The organism is Kosakonia sp. Marseille-Q7440 (genome assembly GCF_965119485.1).
On the sequence record NZ_CBCPLT010000002.1, the window covers coordinates 1,022,742 to 1,044,218 of the forward strand.

The window sequence follows — 21,477 nt, forward strand, 5'->3', positions numbered from 1 at the left end:
ATCATTCAATATTTAAACCATTATCTGGCGAAAGATTATTTATGGCGCAGAAATAAAAACGCCTCCACGGCGGGAGGCGCTTTTCACGGCTCAAAAACTCAGGATTGCAGAAAATCTTCGCGAATCGGCGTGAAAGTATCGAGCAGGGTGCCCGGCTTCAGACAGACGCAGCCGTGCATAATGTGCGGTTGCTTGTAAAGTGTATCGCCTGCGGTGACGATATGTTTCTCATCACCGATGGTAAATTCGAACTCCCCGGATAAAACATAGGTGAGCTGCTCATGAGGGTGGTTATGCATCGGGCCGACAGCGCCCTGTTCGAACATAACTTCAACCGCCATCATTTTGCCGCCATGGGCGAGAATACGGCGCGTAACGCCGTTGCCCAGGTCGTCAAGTTGCGTGTCTTTATGAAAGATAAACATCGGGCTGTCCTGTAGTCGGTAAGAGATAGTGAAACAATGTTTTAAATAATTTATCTCACGGTGGCGGAAAAATAAACGCCGGGCCGGAGAAGTTGAAAGTCGATCACAACTTTGCATGATTGCGCGAGAACGAGACGGAGAAAGGCGATGAAAACAATTGGACTGCTGGGCGGCATGAGCTGGGAATCGACCATTCCCTACTATCGGCTGATTAACGAGGGCGTTAAAGCACGTCTGGGTGGCTTGCACTCCGCAAGCTTGCTGCTGCATAGCCTCGATTTTCACGAGATTGAGACCTGCCAGGCCACCGCGCAGTGGCATAAAGCCGGAGATATCCTCGGCCAGGCGGCGGCGGGTCTTGAGCAGGCGGGGGCGCAGGCGATTGTGCTCTGTACCAACACCATGCACAAAGTAGCGGGGCAAATTGAAGAGCGCTGCCAGATCCCTTTCCTGCACATTGCTGATGCCACCGGCCACGCCATTGAGAATGCCGGGCTGCGCAATGTTGCGCTGCTGGGCACGCGCTACACCATGGAGCAGGATTTCTATCGCGGTCGGCTGGAGAAGCAGTTCGCCATCAGAACCACGGTGCCCGGCCCAGAAGATCGCCAGCGCATCAATGAGATCATCTTTGATGAGCTCTGCCTTGGCACCTTCAGCGATGAATCGCGCTACTACTTTATGAATGTGATCAAACAGCTGGCGAGCGAAGGGGCGGAAGGGGTGATTTTCGGCTGTACCGAAATCGGCCTGCTGCTGCCTGAAACCCACAGCCCGATTAAGGTGTTCGACACGGCTGCGCTGCATGCCGCCGCCGCGGTCGATTTTATGCTCTCTTAATCCTCGCCGAGCATGGCGGCCAGCGGTGCGGTAATACGCGGCATGGCCGCCTGTAGATGTTCGGCAAAGGTATCGACCAGCGCCGAAGCCGGGCGGTGCAGCGGGCGCACCAGACTGATGGTAAAGGGCACGTCGATGCTGAAACGCCGCACCGCCACGCCGCTGGCGGCATAGTCGAGGGCGGTCAGCGGGTTCACCACGGAAATGCCGACCCCGGCGCGCACCATCGCGCAAACCGACGCCGCGCTGTGGGTTTCCAGCACCATGCGGCGCTTCACCTGATGCTCATTGAACAGGGCATCAAGCAGCTGACGATAGCTGTCCGTACGCGACAAACTGATGTAATTCTCCCCCTGAAAATCCGCCGGTGTCAGCACCCTTTTCTGCGCCAGCGGATGATCCTCTGGCATCACGCACACTTCATTACAGGTCAGCAGCGGCGTGCGCTCGGTGCCCGCGGGCGTCGTGAGCGTTTCGGTCAGGCCCAAATCGTGGCGCTGCGCCGAGAGCCACTCCTCCAGTAGCGGCGACTCCTGCGGCACAATATTGAGGCTGACCTCCGGGTAGCGGGCGAGGAAGGGCTGCAACAGCAGCGGTAAGAAGGATTGCGAAAAGACCGGCAGGCAGGCAATCGACAGCTCGCCCTGGCGAAACTCGCGCAGGCTCTCCGCCGCGCTGACGATCCTGTCCAGCCCGTACCAGGATCGCTGCACCTCTTCAAACAGCCGCAGCCCCTGCACCGTGGCGTGCAGCCGCCCGCGCGAGCGCTCAAACAGCGTCAGACCGAGCACCTTTTCAAAGCGCGCCAGCTCCCGGCTGACGGTCGGCTGCGAGGTGTGCAGCATGGCTGCGGCCTCGGTCAGGTTGCCGGTGGTCATTACGGCATGAAAAATTTCGATATGGCGCAGGTTAACAGCGGGCATTAGATGATCCGGTTGCAGAACGTTATCCATATCATTTTTGCATAGCCTCGCGATAAAACGATATTTTTTATTCGCTCTGACCTGTGGCGTAATCATAAAAAAGATTGCTGACGGAGTTGTTATGCCACGCTCGCTACACCAGACAGAAACCGACCTCAACGCCGCCAACCTGCTGCAACTGCCGGCGGAATTTGGCTGCCCGGTATGGGTTTACGATGCGCAAATCATTCGCGAGCAGATCGCCAAATTGAGTGACTTTGACGTCATCCGTTTTGCCCAGAAGGCCTGCTCTAACATCCATATTCTGCGCCTGATGCGCGAGCAGGGCGTGAAGGTGGATTCGGTATCGCTGGGCGAAATCGAGCGTGCGCTGGCGGCGGGTTACGATCCGAAAACGCACCCGGACGATATCGTCTTTACCGCCGATGTGCTGGATGAGGCGACTATCGCCCGCGTCAGCGAACTGGGCATCGCGGTGAACGCCGGTTCAGTAGATATGCTGGAGCAGCTCGGTGCCGTTTCGCCAGGCCACCGCGTCTGGCTGCGCGTTAACCCCGGTTTTGGTCACGGCCACAGCCAGAAAACCAACACCGGCGGCGAGAACAGCAAACATGGTATCTGGTATAGCGACATGGGTGCGGCGCTGGAGGTGATGCAGCGTTACGGCCTGCAACTGGCGGGCATCCACATGCACATCGGCTCCGGCGTTGATTATGGTCACCTTGAGCAGGTGTGCGGCGCGATGGTGCAGCAGGTGATCGACTTTGGTCAGGATCTGCCGGCTATCTCCGCCGGTGGTGGCTTGTCGATTCCCTATCACGAAGGCGAAGAGCCGGTTGATACCGCGCACTACTACGGCCTGTGGAACGCCGCGCGGGAGAAAATCGCGCAGCATCTCGGCCATGCGGTGAAGCTGGAGATCGAACCGGGGCGCTTCCTGGTGGCGGAGTCGGGCGTGCTGATCTCTCAGGTGCGCAGCGTAAAAAGCATGGGCAGCCGCCACTTTGTGCTGATCGACGCCGGGTTTAACGATCTGATGCGCCCGGCGATGTACGGCAGCTATCACCACATTACGGCGCTGGCCGCTGACGGGCGCGATCTGCGCAACGCGGTGCGTATCGACACCGTGGTTGCCGGTCCGCTGTGCGAATCGGGCGATGTTTTTACCCAGCAAGAGGGCGGCAAAGTGGAAACGCGCCCGCTGCCGGAAGTGAAAGCGGGGGACTATTTAGTCCTCCATGATACCGGCGCATATGGCGCGTCGATGTCCTCAAACTACAACAGCCGCCCGCTGCTGCCGGAAGTGCTGTTTGATAACGGCGTGGCGCGCCTGATCCGCCGTCGTCAGACCATTGAAGAGCTGATCGGCCTAGAGCAGTTCTGAACCTGAACCACGATCCCGCTGACACATAGCGGGATCACTCCCTCCTTTTGCCCGTAAATCCCTGTAATCCGTAAGGTGGTATGCCAAATGCGCGCTGTGCCGCATTTTTGGAATACCAGATAGGGAGGTGCGAGGCGCATCACAGAACTTTTCGCCGGGCGTGACTATTTTTGGTATGCCAAATGGGACGACAGCGGTATCCCTGCATCGATAAAAAAGCTCCTTTACTGAGGTGTTAACTCATGGCCCTACAAGAAAAGCTCATCGATTCGCTGGGGAGTTTCGCGACGAAATTCAACAGCTATCGCTACATCATGGCCATCAAGGCCTCGTTTATTACCCTGATGCCGGTGATCATTGTCGGCGCCTTCTCTGTGCTGATCTCCAACATGGTGCTGGACCCGAAAAACGGGCTCGCCAGCTTCCAGTCGCTCTCGTTTCTGGCGGCGCTAAAGCCGATTACCAGCGCCATCAACTATGCCACCCTTAACTTCCTCAATATCGGCGCGGTGTTCTTAATCGGTATCGAGCTGGGACGTATCAACGGTATCCGCACGCTGTTTCCAGGCCTTTTGGCGGTGATCTGCTTTATCTGTGTGACGCCAACCACTGTTGAAATGCTGGTCGATGGCCAGATGCACGTGGTGAAAGATGTGCTGCTGCGCCAGTTCTCCGATACCCGCAGCCTGTTCCTCGGCATGTTTATCGCTATTTTGTCGGTGGAGATCTACTGCTGGCTGGAGACGCGCGAAGGGCTGAAGATCAAGATGCCGGACACCGTGCCGCCCAACGTCTCCGCCTCATTCTCCGCGCTGATCCCGGCGATCATTACCACTACCGCGATCGCCACCTTCGGCTTTATTTTCCACCAGTTGACCGGCATGTATCTCTATGACGCGGTTTACCAGGTGGTGCAGCAGCCGCTGGAGCGGGTGGTGCAGAGCCTGCCGGGGATCTTGCTGCTGATGTTTGTCGCGCAACTCTTCTGGGTGATTGGTATTCACGGTAACCAGATGATCAAACCGATCCGCGAACCGCTGCTGCTGGGAGCGATCACCGTCAATATGAGCGCCTTTGAGCAGGGCAAAGAGGTGCCGAACATCATCACCATGCCGTTCTGGGATGTCTATATGAGCATCGGCGGATCGGGGCTGACCATCGGCCTGCTGGTGGCGGTGATGATCGCCACTAAACGCAAAGAGATGAAGGAGATTGCCAAGCTGTCGATAGGCCCTGGGATCTTCAACATTAACGAGCCGGTGATTTTCGGTATGCCGATCATGCTCAACCCGATCCTCGCCATCCCCTTTATCATTACGCCGCTGGTAACCGGCTCGATTGGCTACTTCGCTACCGCCAGCGGTTTTGCCGGTAAGGCAGTGGTGATGGTGCCGTGGACCACGCCGCCGCTGATCAACGCCTGGCTCTCCACCGCCGGATCGATGGGGGCGGTGATCACGCAGCTTATCTGCATCCTGACCGCCATCATCATCTATCTGCCGTTTGTGAAGATCGCTTCACGCCGCGCTGAGCAGGCGCAGCTGCAAGCGGAAGCCACCTCTTCAACGCCAAAAGTATGAGGACGCTATGAGCACGAAAACCGTCACCATCCCGCCTGACTTTATCCTCGGTGCCGCCGCGTCGGCCTGGCAAACGGAGGGGTGGAAAGACAAACGCGAGGGCCAGGATTCGTGGCCCGATCTCTGGTACAAAAACGATCGTCACGTCTGGCACCAGGGCTACGGCCCGGCGGTGGCGACCAACTTCTACCAGCGCTTTCGCGAAGATGTGCAGCTGATGAAGCAGGCGGGCTTAACCCACTACCGCACCTCCATCAACTGGTCGCGTTTTCTCACCGATTATGAAAATGGCGTGGTGGATGAGCGCTACGCCGCTTACTACGACGAGCTGTTTGCTGAGATGGCGCGCCACGGCATCGAGCCGATGATCTGCCTTGAACACTATGAACTGCCCGGTTATCTGCTGGAAACCTACGGCGGCTGGGCGTCGAAAAAAGTGGTCGAACTCTACCTGCTGTATGTCGAAAAGGTGTTTGCGCGCTATCACCAGAAGGTGACGCGCTGGTTCACCTTTAATGAGCCGATTGTGGTGCAGACCCGCGTCTACCTTGATGCGCTGCGCTGGCCTTATGAGCAGAACACCTCGACCTGGATGCAGTGGAACCACCATAAAAACCTCGCCACCGCGAAAGTGGTGAAGCTGTTTCGCGAGAAGGGGTACAAGGGCAGCGTCGGCTGCATTCTTAACCCGGAAGTGACCTACCCGCGTTCGCGCGCGCCGCACGATCGGCTGGCGGCGGAGCGTTACGATCTCTTCTACAACCGGGTATTTCTCGATCCAATGGTCAAAGGGCACTACCCGGCGGAGCTGCTGGCGCTGCTGGAGAAACATGGGGTGAAGTGGGAGTACAGCGACGAGGAACTGGCGATTATTCGCGATAACACCGTCGATGAGCTGGGGATTAACCTCTACTATCCGCACCGCGTCAAAGCCCCGTCCCGCGCCTGGCACCCGGAAACCCCTTTCCATCCGGCCTACTATTACGAGCCGTTTGAGCTGCCGGGGCGCAAGATGAACACCTCGCGCGGCTGGGAGATCCTGCCGGAGATCGTTTTTGATATGGCGATGCGCCTTAAAAACGACTACGGCAATATTCCGTGGTTCGTGGCGGAAAGCGGCATGGGCATTGAGAATGAAGGACGGTTTCGCAACGCGCAGGGCACCATTGAGGATGATTACCGCATCGACTTTATCGCCGCGCATCTCTACCAGGCGCTGCGCGCGAAGGAGGCGGGGTCAAACTGCCAGGGCTATATGCTGTGGGCGTTTACCGATAACGTGTCACCGATGAATGCCTTCAAAAACCGCTATGGGCTGGTGGAGATTGACCTGCAACACAACCGCGACCGCAGGCCGAAAAAGTCTCTTGGCTGGTTTCGCAAGCTCAGGGATGAGCGTCAGTTGACCCTGACCCTTGATGATGAAGTAAGATAGCGCAACGACTGATAAGTGCAGGTGATATCGTGGAGAAGGCCGTCGTCCCGCCGGAGAAAAAACAGTACCAGGAGATTGGCGACGATCTGCGTGAGCAGATCATCGAGGGTCACTATCCCGTTGGCTCGCGCTTGCCGCCGGAGCGCAATATTGCCGAGAAGTATGGCGTCAGCCGTACCATCGTGCGCGAAGCCTTACTGATGCTGGAGTTGCAGGGCACGGTGGATATCCGCCAGGGCTCCGGCGTCTATGTAATGCGCATTCCTCAGGCTCATGAAAACGAAGAGGAGCGCTTTTTAAGCAGCGATGTCGGCCCGTTTGAGATCCTCCAGGCGCGCCAGCTGCTGGAGAGCAATATCGCCGCCTTTGCCGCCAAAATGGCGACGCGGGCGGATATCGATAATCTTCGGCGCATCCTCGAGCAGGAGCAGCGCGCCATCGCCCTCAACGACACTTCGCAGGACAATAGCAAGATGTTCCACCTGGTGCTGGCGGGGGCGTCGCAAAACCAGATGCTGCTGGCAACGGTCGAGAGCATCTGGCACCACATGGACAGCAGCCCGCTGTGGCAGCAGTTCAACGTGCATATCGCCAGCCGCGCCTACCGCCTGAAGTGGCTTGGCGATCGGCAAACCCTGCTGGCCGCGCTGCGCCGCCGTGATGTGATGGGGGCCTGGCAGGCGATGTGGCAGCATCTCGAAAACGTTAAAAAGAGCCTGCTGGAGCTGTCGGACGAAGACGCACCGGACTTTGACGGCTATCTGTTTGAGTCGGTACCTATTTTTCAGGGGAAGTTGATGTGACTATTCTGCCGCTTTATGAGGCACCGCAGCATGCGGAGCAGGTGACCGACTGGCTGTGGCAGGAGTTTGGCGACTCGCTGTCGCGGGAGTTTTTCGCCAGCATCATTGAGCACAGCCAGACGCCGGGGCAGCTGCCGCTGACTTATGTGCTGGTCGAGGGCGAGGAACTGCTGGGCACCGTCGGGCTGTGGCGCTGCGATTTGATCAGCCGCCAGGATCTTTACCCATGGCTTGCTGCGCTCTACGTAAAAGAGAGTGCGCGCGGCAAGGGGCTGGCCGGGCAGTTACAGCGCCATGTTATGGATCAGGCGAAAGGGATGGGCTTTGACCAGCTGCATCTCTACGCCGCTTTCCGCGACTATTATGAGCGTTTCGGCTGGGCGTATATCGGGGATGGCCTCGATTATCCCAATACCAGCGTGCACCTGTATCGCATTGCGCTTTGAGTTTTTAGTCGCTGAAACGGCGTAGGCCGGATAAGCGTTAGCGCCATCCGGCATTATTTCGGCATGTGGCTTCGGTGGAAGGGTTCCGTTCACCATACGTGGTGGGGTTTCATTAACCTCTTATGCGGTGAACGGGACAAGGGAAGCGGCCGCGCTCCCCTTGTCAATCCCCGCGGCCCCGCGAGGAAATCGGTGCTGCGCACTGCGCTCACCTCCCGCGTGCCTGACTGCGGCCGGCTCGACTCGACATCCTGTCTCGGTTCGCCTCTGTCCGCCATCCATGGCGTCCAGACCTTGTCATTCACGCTTCGGTTCGCCGATTTCGGCGGGGACACAACCCCTCGCTGTCATATTGCAGATATAAAACCGCACCGGTTTCGCTGAAAGCGCGTTTTGGTAGGCCGGATAAGGCGCAGCCGCCATCCGGCAATGGTGCCGCGGTGATAATGCCGGATGGCGCTACGCTTATCCGGCCTACGAGGTTCCGGCGGTTTCAGCAGCTCCGCTGCGATCAACTCTCCGGCGGCGCAATCACTGAATGACGGCGTACCAGCGTCGGGTTAAAGAGATGGGTGATCTCCGGCAGAGGGCGGTTTTCCGCCAGCGCCAGCGCCAGCTCGGCGGCCTGGGTCGCCATCGTCACAATCGGATAACGCACGGTGGTCAGCCGTGGGCGCACATAGCGCGACACCAGCACATCATCAAAGCCAATCAGCGAAATCTCGCGCGGCACATCAATCCCGTTATCATTCAGCACGCCCATGGCACCTGCGGCCATCGAGTCGTTGTAACAGGCCACGGCGGTAAAGTTGCGTCCACGCCCGAGCAGCTCGGTCATCGCCTGCTCGCCGCCGCTCTCGTCCGGCTCGGCAAAGGTTACCAGCCTGTCGTTGCACGGCAGACCATTCTCTTTCAGCGCATCGTAATAGCCCTGTAAGCGGTCGTCGGCGTCGGAGATCTCATGGTTGGAGCAGAGATAGCCAATGCGCGTATGGCCCTGCTGGATCAGATGGCGCGTCGCCAGCCAGGCGCCGTAGCGGTCGTCGAGCGCCACACAGCGCTGCTCGAAGCCGGGCAGAATGCGGTTAATCAGCACCATACCGGGGATCTGCTTCATCAGCGATGCCAGCTCTTCGTCCGGCACCACCTTCGCGTGCACCACCAGCGCAGCGCAGCGGTGGCGAATCAGTTGCTCAATCGCTTTACGCTCTTTCTCTTCTACGTGATAGCCGTTGCCAATCAGCAGAAAGTTGCCGGTGGCGGAGGCGACCTGCTCAACGGCTTTCACCATCGCGCCGAAAAAGGGATCCGATACATCGCTCACCACCAGCCCCACCGACTCGGTCGATTGCTGCGCCAGCGCGCGGGCGTTGGCGTTCGGGTGGTAATTAAGCGAATCCATCGCGCTCTGTACCGCCTGGCGCGAGTTTTCACTGGCTTTCGGTGAACTGTTGATCACGCGCGACACCGTCGCAACCGAGACCCCGGCCAGCCGTGCAACGTCTTTAATCGTCGCCATTCTCTACCTTCCTGGGTAAGCGTTTACACTGCAGTTAGTGTTACGGAAAAGGGGCGTCTGTTCAAGGCGGCGCGTATACCAGTCTTTGCAAACGTGAGCCAGCGCGGCGCGCATCGTGAAAACGTTACATGCGCGGCGTTGCAAATTCATACACTGAGAACCTTTACTTACACTTTGCGAAAGCCTGTTTCGATTGACCGCTGGTTGTCGGCGGCCCGACCGTGCGAATCTGTTCATCCCAGAGGTATTGATAGGTGAGCGCAACGCTACGTTGCACACTCGACTTACACCGACCTGCGCAGATGCGCAGGTTTTTTTTATCCTGCCGTGTAACAGTAATCGCTAATCGACACACCTCGTTTCACTTCGGCTCATTCTCTTGCTTTTTCCCGCTGGTAGCGCACCCTGGCGCAGGTGACAATCGACGTCCCAGAGGTATTGATTGGTGATTTATTCAGTACGCTTTTCGTACTTATTGATTGCACCAACCTGCGCGGACGCGCAGGTTTTTTTTTGCCTGCGTTTTATCCCTCCGCACTTCTCATGTAATCTGCCAGACTCTGAATCACATGCCTCAATGACTGGCAAAAGGAGTTGAAATGCTACTGGGCTTTTTCCGCGGCCTGTTTCGCGTCTTGTTCCGTGTACAGCTGACCGGTGATACCGCGCCTTTAAATGGCGACCGGGTATTAATCACCCCCAATCATGTCTCATTTATTGATGGCATTTTACTGGCGCTGTTCCTTCCCGGGCGTCCGGTCTTTGCGGTCTACACTTCGATTAGCGAGCAGTGGTATATGCGCTGGGTCAGCAAAATCATCGATTTTGTCCCGCTGGACCCGACCAAGCCCATGTCAGTTAAACATCTGGTTCGCTTGATTGGCGAAGGCCGCCCGGTGGTGATCTTCCCGGAAGGGCGCATCTCCGTTTCCGGTTCGTTGATGAAGATTTATGAAGGGGCCGGTTTTGTCGCCGCGAAATCCGGCGCGACGGTGATCCCGCTGCGCATTGACGGCGCGGAGCTGACCTTCTTCAGCCGCCTGAAAGGGCTGGTTAAACAGCGCCTCTTCCCGCGCATTACCCTGCATATTCTGCCGCCGACGCAGCTGCCGATGCCGGATGCGCCGCGCGCGCGTGACCGCCGCAAGATTGCCGGCGAAATGCTGCACCAGATTATGATGGAAGCCCGCATGGCGGTGCGCCCGCGCGAAACGCTGTTCGAAGCGTTGCTCAGCGCCCAGTACCGTTACGGTGCCAGCAAGCCCTGCGTGGAAGATATCAACTTTACGCCGGACAGCTACCGCAAGCTGCTGACCAAAACCCTCTTTGTGGCACGCATCCTCGATAAATACAGCGCGCAGGGCGAGAAAATCGGCCTGATGCTGCCGAACGCCGGCATCAGCGCGGCGGTGATCTTTGGTGCCATTGCGCGCGGGCGCATTCCGGCGATGATGAACTACACCGCTGGGGTGAAAGGGATGAGCAGCGCGATTACCGCGGCGCAAATCAAAACCATCTTCACCTCACGCACCTTTATGGATAAGGGCAAGCTGTGGCATCTGCCGGAGCAACTCACCCAGGTGCGCTGGGTCTATCTCGAAGATCTGAAAGGGGATGTCACCTTTGAAGATAAGCTGTGGATTTTCCGCCATCTGCTGATGCCGCACCGCGCGCAGGTGGAGCAGAAACCGGAAGATCCGGCGCTGGTCCTCTTTACCTCCGGCTCCGAGGGCAACCCGAAAGGGGTGGTGCACAGCCATAAGAGCCTGCTGGCGAACGTCGAGCAGATCCGCACCATTGCCGATTTCACCGCCAATGACCGCTTTATGTCGGCGTTGCCGCTTTTCCACTCCTTCGGCCTGACGGTTGGCCTGCTGACGCCGCTGTTTACCGGCGCGCAGGTCTTCCTCTACCCGAGCCCGCTGCATTACCGTATTGTGCCGGAGCTGGTCTATGACCGTAACTGCACGGTGCTGTTTGGCACATCGACCTTCCTTGGTCACTACGCCCGCTTCGCCAATCCGTATGATTTTTACCGCCTGCGCTACGTGGTCGCCGGGGCGGAGAAATTGCAGGAGAGCACCCGTCAGATCTGGCAGGACAAGTTTGGCCTGCGCATCCTTGAAGGCTACGGCGTGACCGAATGCGCGCCGGTGGTCTCCATTAACGTACCGATGGCGGCGAAACCGGGCACCGTCGGGCGCATCCTGCCTGGCATGGACGCGCGCTTAATGGCGGTGCCGGGCATTGAAGAGGGCGGCCGCCTGCAACTGAAAGGGCCAAACATCATGACCGGCTATCTGCGGGTGGAAAACCCCGGCGTGCTGGAAGCGCCAATGGCGGAAAACATCAATGGCGAGATGGAGCCGGGCTGGTATGACACCGGCGATATCGTGCGCTTCGACGAGCAGGGCTTTGTGCAGATCCAGGGCCGCGCGAAACGCTTCGCCAAGATTGCCGGCGAGATGATCTCACTGGAGATGGTGGAGCAGCTGGCGCAGGCCGTTTCGCCGGAGAAAATGCACGCCACCGTGGTGAAAAGCGACGCCAGCAAAGGCGAGGCGCTGGTGATGTTCACCACCGATAGCGAACTGACGCGCGACAAGCTGCAACAGCAGGCGCGTGCGCAGGGCGTACCGGAGCTGGCTGTCCCGCGTGATATCCGTTTCCTGAAACAGCTGCCGGTGCTGGGCAGCGGCAAGCCCGATTTCGTGACCCTGAAAGGAGTGGTGGATGAGGCAGAAACCGAACACGCATGAGTCAGTGAGCGCTAACTCTCCGCTTTTGTCGCGAGGAATGATGGCGGTGATTGCCGCCCAGTTTCTCTCGGCATTTGGCGACAACGCACTGCTCTTTGCCACGCTGGCGCTGCTGAAAGCGGAGTTTTACCCCGACTGGAGCCAGCCCGTTCTGCAAATGGTGTTTGTGGGCGCTTACATTCTTTTCGCACCGTTTGTCGGCCAGATAGCCGACAGCTTTGCCAAAGGGCGCGTGATGATGGTTGCCAACGCCCTGAAACTGCTGGGCGCGGCGAGTATCTGCGTGGGGGTTAACCCGTTTGTCGGTTACCTGCTGGTGGGCATTGGCGCAGCGGCCTACTCTCCGGCGAAGTATGGCATTCTCGGTGAGATCACCACCGGCGATAAGCTGGTGAAGGCGAATGGCCTGATGGAGTCGTCGACCATTGCCGCGATCCTGATCGGCTCGGTGGCGGGTGGTGTGCTGGCCGACTGGCATGTGCTGGCGGCGGTCGGCGTCTGTGCGCTGGTCTACGCCGGGGCGGTGGTTGCCAATCTGCTGATCCCGAAACTGCCTGCGGCGCGTCCCGGTCGCTCGTGGCGCTTTGGGCCGATGACCGCCAGCTTCTTCAGCGCCTGCAAAAGCCTGTGGCAGAACGGGGAGACCCGCTTCTCGCTGGTGGGTACCAGCCTCTTCTGGGGTGCGGGCGTGACGCTGCGTTTCCTGCTGGTGCTGTGGGTGCCGGTAGCGCTCGGCCTGACGGATAACGCCACGCCGACCTACCTCAACGCGATGGTTGCTGTCGGCATTGTGGTGGGGGCCGGGCTGGCGGCGAAGCTGGTAACACTTGAGAAGGTCTCCCGCTGTATGCCTGCCGGGGTGCTGATTGGTATCGCCGTGGTGATCTTCTCGCTACAACACGCTCTGCTGCCTGCTTATGGCGTGCTGATGCTGATTGGCGTGCTTGGCGGTTTCTTCGTGGTGCCGCTCAACGCGCTGTTGCAGGCGATTGGCAAGGAGTCCGTCGGTGCGGGCAACGCCATTGCCGTGCAGAACCTCGGTGAAAACACCGCCATGCTGCTGATGCTGGGGCTCTACTCACTGGCCATCAAAGTGGGCGTGCCGGTGGTGGGAACCGGTATCGGGTTTGGGGTGCTGTTTGCACTGGCGATTGCGGCGCTGTGGATCTGGCAGCGCCGCCGGTAACATTTACGGAGCGGGGTAGGTGTAGACCTGATGCACCGCCTCGATCTCCGCGATCACCTCATCGCTCAAATCCAGATGCAGGCTCTCAACGTTGGTTTTCAACTGCTCCATCGTCGTCGCGCCCAGCAGGGTGCTGGCGACGAAGGGCTGACGGCGCACGAAGGCCAGCGCCATCTGCGCCGGATCGAGATTGTGCCGTTTCGCAATATCGACATAGGCCGCTACCGCTTTTTGTGACTGCTCGCTGCTGTAACGGGTAAAACGGCTGAACAGCGTGTTGCGCGCGCCTGCCGGTTTCGCTCCGTTCAGGTATTTGCCGGTCAGCGTACCAAACGCCAGGCAGGAGTAGGCCAGCAGTTCAACGCCCTCATACTGGCTCACTTCCGCCAGACCTACTTCAAAGCTGCGGTTCAGCAAGCTGTAGGGGTTCTGGATCGTCACAATGCGCGGCAGTTCGTGCTTCTCCGCCAGTTGCAGGTAGCGCATCACGCCAAACGCTGTTTCGTTGGAGACGCCAATATAGCGAATTTTACCGGCGCGCTGGCACTCGGTTAGGGCTTCCAGCGTTTCCAGCAAGGTGATGACCGGCGCGCTTTCAACCCAGCTGTAGCCCAGCTTGCCAAAGCAGTTGGTCTGGCGCTGCGGCCAGTGAACCTGGTAGAGATCGAGATAATCGGTTTGCAGGCGCTTGAGGCTTTCATCAAGCGCGGCGCGGATATTTTTGCGATCGAGTGCCTGGTTGGGGCGGATGCCGCTATCGCTGTTGCGGCTCGGGCCGCTCACTTTCGAGGCGATAACCAGTTTTTCGCGGTTGTTGCGCTTCGCCAGCCAGTTGCCGACGTAGGTCTCCGTCAGGCCCTGGGTTTCCGGGCGCGGAGGGACGGGGTACATCTCTGCGACATCAATCAGGTTAATGCCCTGGCTGACCGCGTAATCAAGCTGTGCATGGGCGTCGGCTTCGCTGTTTTGTTCACCAAACGTCATTGTGCCCAGCCCGAGGGTGCTTATTTCAAGCGAACTGTGGGGGATACGGTGATAGTGCATAGCCGGCTTCCTTAAACAAACATGCCACGTCAGCTGCGCTGACAAAGGAATATAACCATGGCAGAGGGGAAGCAAAAGGGAAAGGAAAAAATGGATTAAAGGCCAGCAGGTTACTGACCTTTATAGGGAATTTTTAGCGCTCAATAATCTGGGATACGTCATCGCGGTTAATCTGCATTTTGTTGCCCTGCTGATCGTGATAGCTCACCAGACCGGTGTCATCATCAATCTGCGGCTTACCGTCCGTCAGAATCATTCTGCCGTCTTTGGTCGACATCACATAATCGCTGCTGCAACCGCTGACCGCGCATACCAGCCCGACCGCGGAAATAATCACTGCCCACTTCTTCATCGTTCGTATCCTCTCGGCTTTTCCTCACAGAAGTGTAGTAATAACGTGCCCTTATGCGATGAAAAAGCGGGATTATCCGAAAATTATTGCTGAGAGGGCGCAAACCTCCAGTCAAGCCGTTATAAAACGGGCGCGTTGCGTTGGGTCCTGGCCGCGCTCTAATGAGCAGCGAAGCGCGGTGTTTTAGCCGCTAAAAACTGACTAAGTCGATAACGCGAAATGGCGCGCAAGCAGCGCGCGGGTAAAGTTCTTTTTCAGATAAAAACCGCGCGGCAGGGTGAGAATCGGCTCACCGTGCTCGCCGATGGCTTCGGTTAACGCTTTACTGTTGGCCGCTTTCGGGCGCAGCTGGAGTACTTCGCCATGACGGGCGGTAATGCGCGTGACCTGGCCGAGCACGATCAGATCCATTAACTCTTCCCAGTCCTGGCGCAACTGCTGCTCCTCATCGGCGTCCGGGCTCCAGAGCAGCGGCGATCCCACCCGACGTTCAGCAAGCGGAATGGTGCGCGATCCCTCGACAGGTACCCATAAGACGCGTTTGAGCTTATGGCGGACATGGCTGGTTTCCCACACCACACCCGTGTTGCCGGTCAGCGGCGCTACGCAGACAAAGGTGGTTTCCAGCGGACCGCCCAGCGGATCTATCGGGATGGTCTTTAGCTCGACGCCCAGCGCCGCGAAATCCTGCTCCGGCTTACTGCCCGCGCTCGCCCCCAGCCAGCGCTCCAGCAGCACGCCGATCCACCCTTTATCGCGCTTCAGATCGCGCGGCGTCGGCATGCCGGCCAGTTCAGCCAGCTCGCCTAACGTATAGCCTGCCAGCCGCTGCGCCTGCGCCAGCAGCTGCGCTTCGGTTTCGGGTGGAGAGGTGAGAGGGGCGATTACACACATGCTAAAACCTTTTGGTTAAAAAATAGACAGCAGTTTTCCACCGCACGGCAGAAGTTTATCGTGTTCAGGGAAAAAAGAGCAATGCAATGATTTATAAGCTAATTTAGCAGAGCGCTTTGCGTGTTGCGCAACAGGCCGCGAGGTTTTCCAAATCTGGTCACTGACAATGAACAGGATCTTACACCCTGTTATCCACAGAAAAGTGGGATAAGTGGGAATAACCACGACTACTGTTTCCATTTACAGCCTTGACGCGGGAGCAAAATCGAATTTTTGCACAAAATGTGCCTAACTTAGTGGCATAATCTGTGGATAAATTCGGCTCTGCTCGATCTTTCATCAACGCCAGGATCCTAAGCGTGACGATCGTCACAAAACGGCGGATGGGCGGGGTGTTTGATGCACTAAACCAATGAATTACGAAGAGTAATTTTTTGCGCATCTTAAGCCATTATTCAGACTACTCTGGGTTTTCCCTGGGTAATTCCATACTTCTTCACAACTCTATCCACAGAAAAGGTGAATAAAACCCCTCGGCATGATGCGGGTCTGTTTATAAGTGTGATGATAACTGTGAGTTATTCAATTGTTATTCGTTTATCTCCCTGTCATAGAGTGGTTTACCGTTTTCCGGGAGTGTGAAACAATCGCTTTATTCAGGTTTATTTTGAGGTAGTCCGGTGATTGATGACGATGGCTACCGCCCAAATGTGGGAATCGTAATCTGTAATCGACAGGGTCAGGTCATGTGGGCCAAACGCTTCGGACAGCACTCATGGCAGTTTCCCCAGGGGGGAATCAATCCTGGAGAATCCCCGGAGCAGGCCATGTACCGGGAGCTGTTCGAGGAAGTGGGCTTAAGTCGTAAAGATGTTCGTATCCTTGCTTCTACCCGTAACTGGTTGCGTTACAAGTTACCGAAACGTTTGGTGCGTTGGGACACAAAGCCGGTTTGCATCGGCCAGAAACAGAAATGGTTTCTTTTGCAGTTGATGAGCAACGACAGCGATATCAATATGCAAACCAGCAGTACACCCGAGTTTGATGGCTGGCGTTGGGTGAGCTACTGGTATCCTGTTCGCCAGGTTGTGTCGTTTAAACGCGACGTCTACCGGCGGGTGATGAAAGAGTTTGCAGCCGCTGTGCTGGCGCTTCAGGAGACCCCTGCGAAGCCGCAAAGCGCGCCTGCCTGGCGACGGAAACGAGGTTAAGCCACCCACATTATGCTCACCCGACTGCGAGAGATTGTTGAGAAAGTTGCCAGCGCGCCACGTCTTAACGAAGCGCTGGAGATACTGGTTACCGACGTTTGTCTGGCGATGGAAACCGAAGTATGTTCGGTCTATCTCGCAGATCACGACAGGCGCTGTTTCTATCTTATGGCGACGCGCGGTTTGAAAAAGCCGCGCGGCCGCACTGTTACGCTCGCATTCGATCAAGGTATCGTCGGCCTGGTAGGCAGGCTGGCGGAGCCTATCAACCTTGCCGACGCGCAAAAGCACCCCAGCTTTAAATTTATCCCCTCGGTGAAAGAGGAGCGGTTTCGCGCCTTTCTTGGTGTACCGATCATTCAGCGCCGCCAGCTGCTTGGCGTACTGGTGGTGCAGCAGCGCGAAATTCGCCAGTACGATGAGAGCGAAGAGTCCTTCCTTGTTACCCTCGCCACCCAGATGGCGGGTATTCTTTCCCAGTCTCAGCTAACCGCCCTGTTCGGCCAGTATCGTCAGACGCGTATTCGTGCGCTGCCTGCCTCGTCCGGCGTGGCGATTGCTGAAGGGTGGATGGATCAAACGCTGCCGTTGATGGAACAGGTTTACCCGGCTTCAACGCTGGATACCTCCCTTGAGCGGGAGAGGTTAACGACCGCGCTGGAAGAGGCGGCGAATGAGTTTCGTCGCTACAGCAAACGCTTCTCCGCCGGCGCGCAAAAAGAGACGGCAGCGATCTTTGACCTCTATTCGCACCTGCTCTCCGATGCGCGTCTTCGCCGCGAGCTGTTTGAAGAGGTCGATCGCGGAGTGGTCGCCGAATGGGCGGTAAAAACCGTTATTGAGAGCTTTGCCGCGCAGTTTGCCGCTCTCAGTGATGGCTACCTGAAAGAGCGCGCGGGTGATCTGCGCGCCCTCGGCCAGCGCCTGCTGTTCCATCTCGATGACAATATTCAGGGGCCGAATAGCTGGCCTGAACGCTTCGTGCTGGTGGCAGACGAACTCTCTGCAACGACGCTTGCCGAATTGCCTCACGACAGGCTGGCGGGCGTGGTGGTGCGCGATGGTGCTTCCAACTCTCATGCCGCGATTATGGTGCGCGCGCTGGGTATTCCTACGGTTATGGGGGCGGATATTCAGCCTTCGGCGCTGCATCGGCGGACGCTAATCGTTGATGGCTATCGCGGCGAGCTGCTGGTCGATCCTGAACCGGTACTGCTGCAGGAGTACCAGCGTCTTATCACGGAAGAGAATGAGTTAAGCCGTCTTGCCGAAGATGACGTTAACCTCGAAGCCCGCTTAAGCAGCGGCGAGCGGGTTAAAGTGATGCTCAACGCCGGGTTAAGCCCTGCCCACGAAGAGAAGCTGGGCAAGCGAATCGACGGCATTGGGCTCTACCGCACCGAAATTCCTTTTATGTTGCAGAGCGGTTTCCCCTCCGAAGAGGAGCAGGTGGCGCAGTATCAGGGCATGTTGCAGATGTTCAACGATAAGCCTGTGACGCTGCGTACGCTGGATGTCGGCGCCGACAAGCAGCTGCCCTATATGCCCATCAGCGAAGAGAACCCTTGCCTTGGCTGGCGCGGCATTCGTATTACCCTCGATCAGCCGGAGATCTTCCTGATCCAGGTGCGCGCAATGCTGCGGGCAAACGCCGCAACCGGCAACCTCAGCATCCTGCTGCCGATGATCACCAGCATTGATGAGGTCGATGAGGCGCGCAGGCTGATAGAGCGTGCCGGGCGGGAAGTGGAAGAGATGATCGGTTATGCCATCCCGAAACCGCGTATCGGCGTGATGCTGGAAGTGCCCTCGATGGTGTTTATGCTGTCGCACCTGGTTAACCGCGTCGATTTTATCTCTGTCGGCACCAATGACTTAACCCAGTACATTCTTGCTGTCGATCGTAACAATACCCGTGTAGCGAATATGTATGACAGCCTGCACCCGGCGGTGCTGCGCGCGCTGGCGATGATTTCAGGCGAGGCTGAACGGCTGGGGATCGATCTCTGTTTATGTGGCGAAATGGCCGGCGATCCGATGTGCGTCGCGCTGCTGATTGGCATGGGCTACCGGCATCTTTCCATGAATGGTCGCTCGGTGGCGCGTATTAAATATTTGCTGCGCCGCATTGATTGCGAAGAGGTTCAGGCGCTGGCGCAGCGCGCGCTGGAATCCCAGCTGACAACCGAAGTGCGCCACCAGATTGCCGCCTTTATGGAGCGACGTGGCCTCGGCGGGCTGATCCGCGGCGGGATTTAAGCGGCGGTTTAGTATGCCCGCAGAACTGGCCTTTCGGCTCCGCAGGCAATATGCCTGATGGCGGCTTCGCCTTATCAGGCCTACCAGGGCAGACCTTCTTCGTTGGCCGGATAAGCGTTGTTTTGTAGGCCGGATAAGCGCAGTGCCATCCGGCAGAGGTTACGCCCCGTGCTTTGCCGTTCGTAGGCCGGATAAGCGCCAGCGCCATCCGGCAGAGGTTACGCACCGGGCTTAGCCTTTCGTAGGCTGGATAAGCGCCAGCGCCATCCGGCAGAAGTTACGCACCGGGCTTAGCCTTTCGTAGGCCGGATAAGCGCAGCGCCAGCCGGCAGAAATTACGCACGGGGTTTAGCCGTTCGTAGGCCGGATAAGCGCAGCGCCATCCGGCAGAGGTTACGCCCCGGGCTTTGCCGTTCGTAGGCCGGATAAGCGTAGCGCCATCCGGCAAGCGCTCGGCACGGAATCTCCGGCCTGTGCCGTTTCGTTTATACATAACTTTTACAACATAGCGGCAACCTGCCTGGTGTGCCTTATGCTATGATTCGCAGCTTTGGAGCGGCCGCCAGGCGCGACCGCGTCGGTGTACCGCTGTCCACTTTCGGCGGAATAACAACAAGTTGTGGTGACAGATGAACAGTGGCTATCTGCATTTTCCGGATTTTGATCCGGTGATTTTCTCCATCGGACCCGTATCCCTGCACTGGTACGGTCTGATGTATCTGGTCGGTTTTGTTTTCGCTATGTGGCTGGCAACACGCCGGGCTAACCGCCCGAACAGCGGCTGGACCAAAAACGAAGTTGAAAACCTGCTCTACGCAGGCTTCCTCGGGGTGTTCCTCGGTGGTCGTCTCGGCTACGTGCTGTTCTACAATTTCCCGCTCTTCCTCGACGATCCGCTCTATCTCTTCCGTGTATGGGACGGCGGCATGTCCTTCCACGGCGGCTTAATCGGCGTGATCGTGGTGATGATCATCTTCGCTAAACGCACCAAACGCAGCTTCTTCCAGGTCGCAGACTTTATCGCGCCGCTGATCCCGTTTGGCCTCGGCGCGGGTCGCCTGGGTAACTTCATTAACGGCGAGCTCTGGGGCCGTGTCGATCCCTCCTTCAAATACACCATGCTGTTCCCTGGCTCGCGTGCGGAAGATATGGCGCTTCTGCCTTCTCATCCGGAGTGGCAATCGATTTTTGATACCTACGGCGTTTTGCCGCGCCACATGTCCCAGCTCTATGAGCTGGCGCTGGAAGGTGTGGTGCTGTTTATCATTCTTAACCTCTTTATCCGTAAACCTCGCCCGACCGGCGCGGTCTCCGGCCTGTTCCTGATTGGCTACGGCGCGTTCCGTATCATCGTTGAGTTCTTCCGCCAGCCCGACGCCCAGTTTACCGGCGAGTGGGTGCAGTACATCAGCATGGGGCAGATCCTCTCCATTCCGATGATTATTGCAGGCGCCATCATGATGATCTGGGCGTACCGCCATCGTTCGCCGCAACACGTTTCCTGAGGAACCATGAAACAGTATTTAGAGTTGATGCAAAAGGTGCTTGACGAAGGCACCCCGAAAAATGACCGCACCGGGACAGGCACGCTGTCTATTTTTGGCCATCAGATGCGTTTTAATCTGCAGGACGGCTTCCCGCTGGTGACCACCAAGCGCTGCCATTTGCGTTCAATTATTCATGAGCTGCTGTGGTTCCTGCAGGGCGATACCAACATTGCCTATCTGCGTGAGAACAAAGTCTCTATCTGGGACGAATGGGCCGATGAAAATGGCGATCTGGGCCCGGTCTACGGCAAACAGTGGCGCGCCTGGCCGACGCCGGACGGCCGCCATATCGATCAGATTTCAACGGTCATTGAGCAGTTGAAAAACGATCCTGACTCGCGCCGCATTATCGTCTCGGCGTGGAACGTCGGCGAACTGGACAAAATGGCGCTGGCTCCGTGCCACGCTTTTTTCCAGTTCTACGTGGCAGATGGCAAGCTCTCCTGCCAGCTCTACCAGCGTTCGTGCGACGTCTTCCTCGGCCTGCCGTTCAATATCGCCAGCTACGCGTTGCTGGTGCATATGATGGCGCAGCAGTGTGACCTGGAGCCGGGTGACTTTGTCTGGACAGGCGGCGACACGCACCTTTACAGCAACCACCTTGAGCAGACGCGCTTGCAACTGGGCCGTGAACCGCGTGCGTTGCCGAAGCTGGTTATCAAACGTAAACCCGCTTCGCTGTTTGATTACCGTTTCGAAGACTTCGAGATCGAAGGCTACGATCCGCACCCTGCGATCAAAGCGCCGGTTGCTATCTGACTTCGATCAGCCTGACACAACCGGCGCGTTAACGTGCCGGTTTTTTTTGCCTGCAAACCGCTTTTTCGGCACAGCTTCCAGGCTTTATGTAACCCGCTGCAATCCTCTTTT

General features: G+C 57.7%; 18 protein-coding genes. 12 read left to right on the forward strand and 6 right to left on the reverse strand.

Going from position 1 to position 21,477, the window contains the following annotated elements:
* Window positions 1-98 precede the first annotated feature (98 nt).
* Window positions 99-425 (reverse strand): cupin domain-containing protein, encoded by a 327-nt coding sequence (locus tag ACWPW2_RS18640; protein ID WP_023480914.1) that lies wholly within the window; start codon window positions 423-425, stop codon window positions 99-101.
* A gap of 147 nt (window positions 426-572) precedes the next feature.
* Here ACWPW2_RS18640 and ACWPW2_RS18645 point away from each other — a divergent pair, with 147 nt between their 5' ends.
* Window positions 573-1,265 carry an aspartate/glutamate racemase gene (locus ACWPW2_RS18645; RefSeq protein WP_023480863.1) on the forward strand — a complete coding sequence of 231 codons (693 nt, stop codon included), beginning with the start codon at window positions 573-575 and terminating at the stop codon, window positions 1,263-1,265.
* Here the strand turns inward: ACWPW2_RS18645 and ACWPW2_RS18650 are convergent.
* Window positions 1,262-2,188: a LysR family transcriptional regulator gene (locus ACWPW2_RS18650; protein ID WP_454124642.1), complete on the reverse strand. Its 927-nt coding sequence runs from the start codon at window positions 2,186-2,188 to the stop codon at window positions 1,262-1,264. The genes ACWPW2_RS18645 and ACWPW2_RS18650 overlap by 4 nt on opposite strands.
* 121 nt (window positions 2,189-2,309) lie before the next feature.
* Between ACWPW2_RS18650 and lysA the strand changes: the two genes are divergently transcribed.
* From lysA to ACWPW2_RS18675, 5 genes are all read left to right on the forward strand, one after another.
* The gene (lysA, locus tag ACWPW2_RS18655) at window positions 2,310-3,572 is read left to right on the forward strand and encodes a diaminopimelate decarboxylase (protein ID WP_454124644.1); all 1,263 of its coding nucleotides are present in this window, start codon (window positions 2,310-2,312) and stop codon (window positions 3,570-3,572) included.
* Between the two features lie 242 nt (window positions 3,573-3,814).
* Window positions 3,815-5,152: a PTS sugar transporter subunit IIC gene (locus ACWPW2_RS18660; protein ID WP_076769149.1), complete on the forward strand. Its 1,338-nt coding sequence runs from the start codon at window positions 3,815-3,817 to the stop codon at window positions 5,150-5,152.
* Window positions 5,153-5,159: 7 nt separating this feature from the next.
* Window positions 5,160-6,587, forward strand: a complete 1,428-nt coding sequence (locus ACWPW2_RS18665) for a glycoside hydrolase family 1 protein (protein WP_454124646.1) — start codon at window positions 5,160-5,162, stop codon at window positions 6,585-6,587.
* A gap of 29 nt (window positions 6,588-6,616) precedes the next feature.
* Window positions 6,617-7,390, forward strand: a complete 774-nt coding sequence (locus ACWPW2_RS18670; protein ID WP_023481037.1) for a GntR family transcriptional regulator — start codon at window positions 6,617-6,619, stop codon at window positions 7,388-7,390.
* Complete coding sequence (locus ACWPW2_RS18675) at window positions 7,387-7,836, forward strand: GNAT family N-acetyltransferase (protein ID WP_454124649.1); 450 nt, start codon at window positions 7,387-7,389, stop codon at window positions 7,834-7,836. Before ACWPW2_RS18670 ends, ACWPW2_RS18675 begins: the two co-directional genes overlap by 4 nt.
* Before the next feature lie 511 nt (window positions 7,837-8,347).
* Here ACWPW2_RS18675 and galR read toward each other — a convergent pair.
* Window positions 8,348-9,355 carry an HTH-type transcriptional regulator GalR gene (galR, locus tag ACWPW2_RS18680; protein ID WP_094421936.1) on the reverse strand — a complete coding sequence of 336 codons (1,008 nt, stop codon included), beginning with the start codon at window positions 9,353-9,355 and terminating at the stop codon, window positions 8,348-8,350.
* Window positions 9,356-9,954: 599 nt separating this feature from the next.
* Between galR and aas the strand changes: the two genes are divergently transcribed.
* Both aas and lplT read left to right on the forward strand, forming a co-directional pair.
* A complete protein-coding gene (aas, locus tag ACWPW2_RS18685) occupies window positions 9,955-12,114 on the forward strand; it encodes a bifunctional acyl-ACP--phospholipid O-acyltransferase/long-chain-fatty-acid--ACP ligase (protein WP_054803759.1) in 2,160 nt (719 codons plus the stop codon).
* Entirely contained in the window at window positions 12,089-13,300 is a 1,212-nt protein-coding gene (lplT, locus tag ACWPW2_RS18690; RefSeq protein ID WP_279794289.1) for a lysophospholipid transporter LplT, read from the forward strand. Before aas ends, lplT begins: the two co-directional genes overlap by 26 nt.
* Before the next feature lie 3 nt (window positions 13,301-13,303).
* On the opposite strand, the gene ACWPW2_RS18695 is transcribed toward lplT, so the two are convergent.
* The 3 genes from ACWPW2_RS18695 to mutH form a co-directional block, all read right to left on the reverse strand.
* Entirely contained in the window at window positions 13,304-14,344 is a 1,041-nt protein-coding gene (locus ACWPW2_RS18695) for an NADP(H)-dependent aldo-keto reductase (protein WP_023481132.1), read from the reverse strand.
* A gap of 133 nt (window positions 14,345-14,477) precedes the next feature.
* The gene (locus tag ACWPW2_RS18700) at window positions 14,478-14,696 is read right to left on the reverse strand and encodes a YgdI/YgdR family lipoprotein (RefSeq protein ID WP_454124652.1); all 219 of its coding nucleotides are present in this window, start codon (window positions 14,694-14,696) and stop codon (window positions 14,478-14,480) included.
* A 201-nt stretch (window positions 14,697-14,897) separates the two neighbouring features.
* Window positions 14,898-15,590 carry a DNA mismatch repair endonuclease MutH gene (mutH, locus tag ACWPW2_RS18705; RefSeq protein WP_023481128.1) on the reverse strand — a complete coding sequence of 231 codons (693 nt, stop codon included), beginning with the start codon at window positions 15,588-15,590 and terminating at the stop codon, window positions 14,898-14,900.
* Between the two features lie 680 nt (window positions 15,591-16,270).
* On the opposite strand from mutH, the gene rppH reads away from it, so the two are divergent.
* From rppH to thyA, 4 genes are all read left to right on the forward strand, one after another.
* A complete protein-coding gene (gene rppH, locus ACWPW2_RS18710; RefSeq protein WP_454124654.1) occupies window positions 16,271-16,801 on the forward strand; it encodes an RNA pyrophosphohydrolase in 531 nt (176 codons plus the stop codon).
* Window positions 16,802-16,813: 12 nt separating this feature from the next.
* The gene (gene ptsP, locus ACWPW2_RS18715; RefSeq protein WP_023481129.1) at window positions 16,814-19,060 is read left to right on the forward strand and encodes a phosphoenolpyruvate--protein phosphotransferase; all 2,247 of its coding nucleotides are present in this window, start codon (window positions 16,814-16,816) and stop codon (window positions 19,058-19,060) included.
* A gap of 629 nt (window positions 19,061-19,689) precedes the next feature.
* On the forward strand, window positions 19,690-20,565 hold the full coding sequence (gene lgt / locus ACWPW2_RS18720) for a prolipoprotein diacylglyceryl transferase (protein ID WP_042713403.1): 876 nt from the start codon (window positions 19,690-19,692) through the stop codon (window positions 20,563-20,565).
* Window positions 20,566-20,571: 6 nt separating this feature from the next.
* A complete protein-coding gene (thyA, locus tag ACWPW2_RS18725) occupies window positions 20,572-21,366 on the forward strand; it encodes a thymidylate synthase (RefSeq protein WP_454124657.1) in 795 nt (264 codons plus the stop codon).
* Window positions 21,367-21,477: the final 111 nt, after the last annotated feature.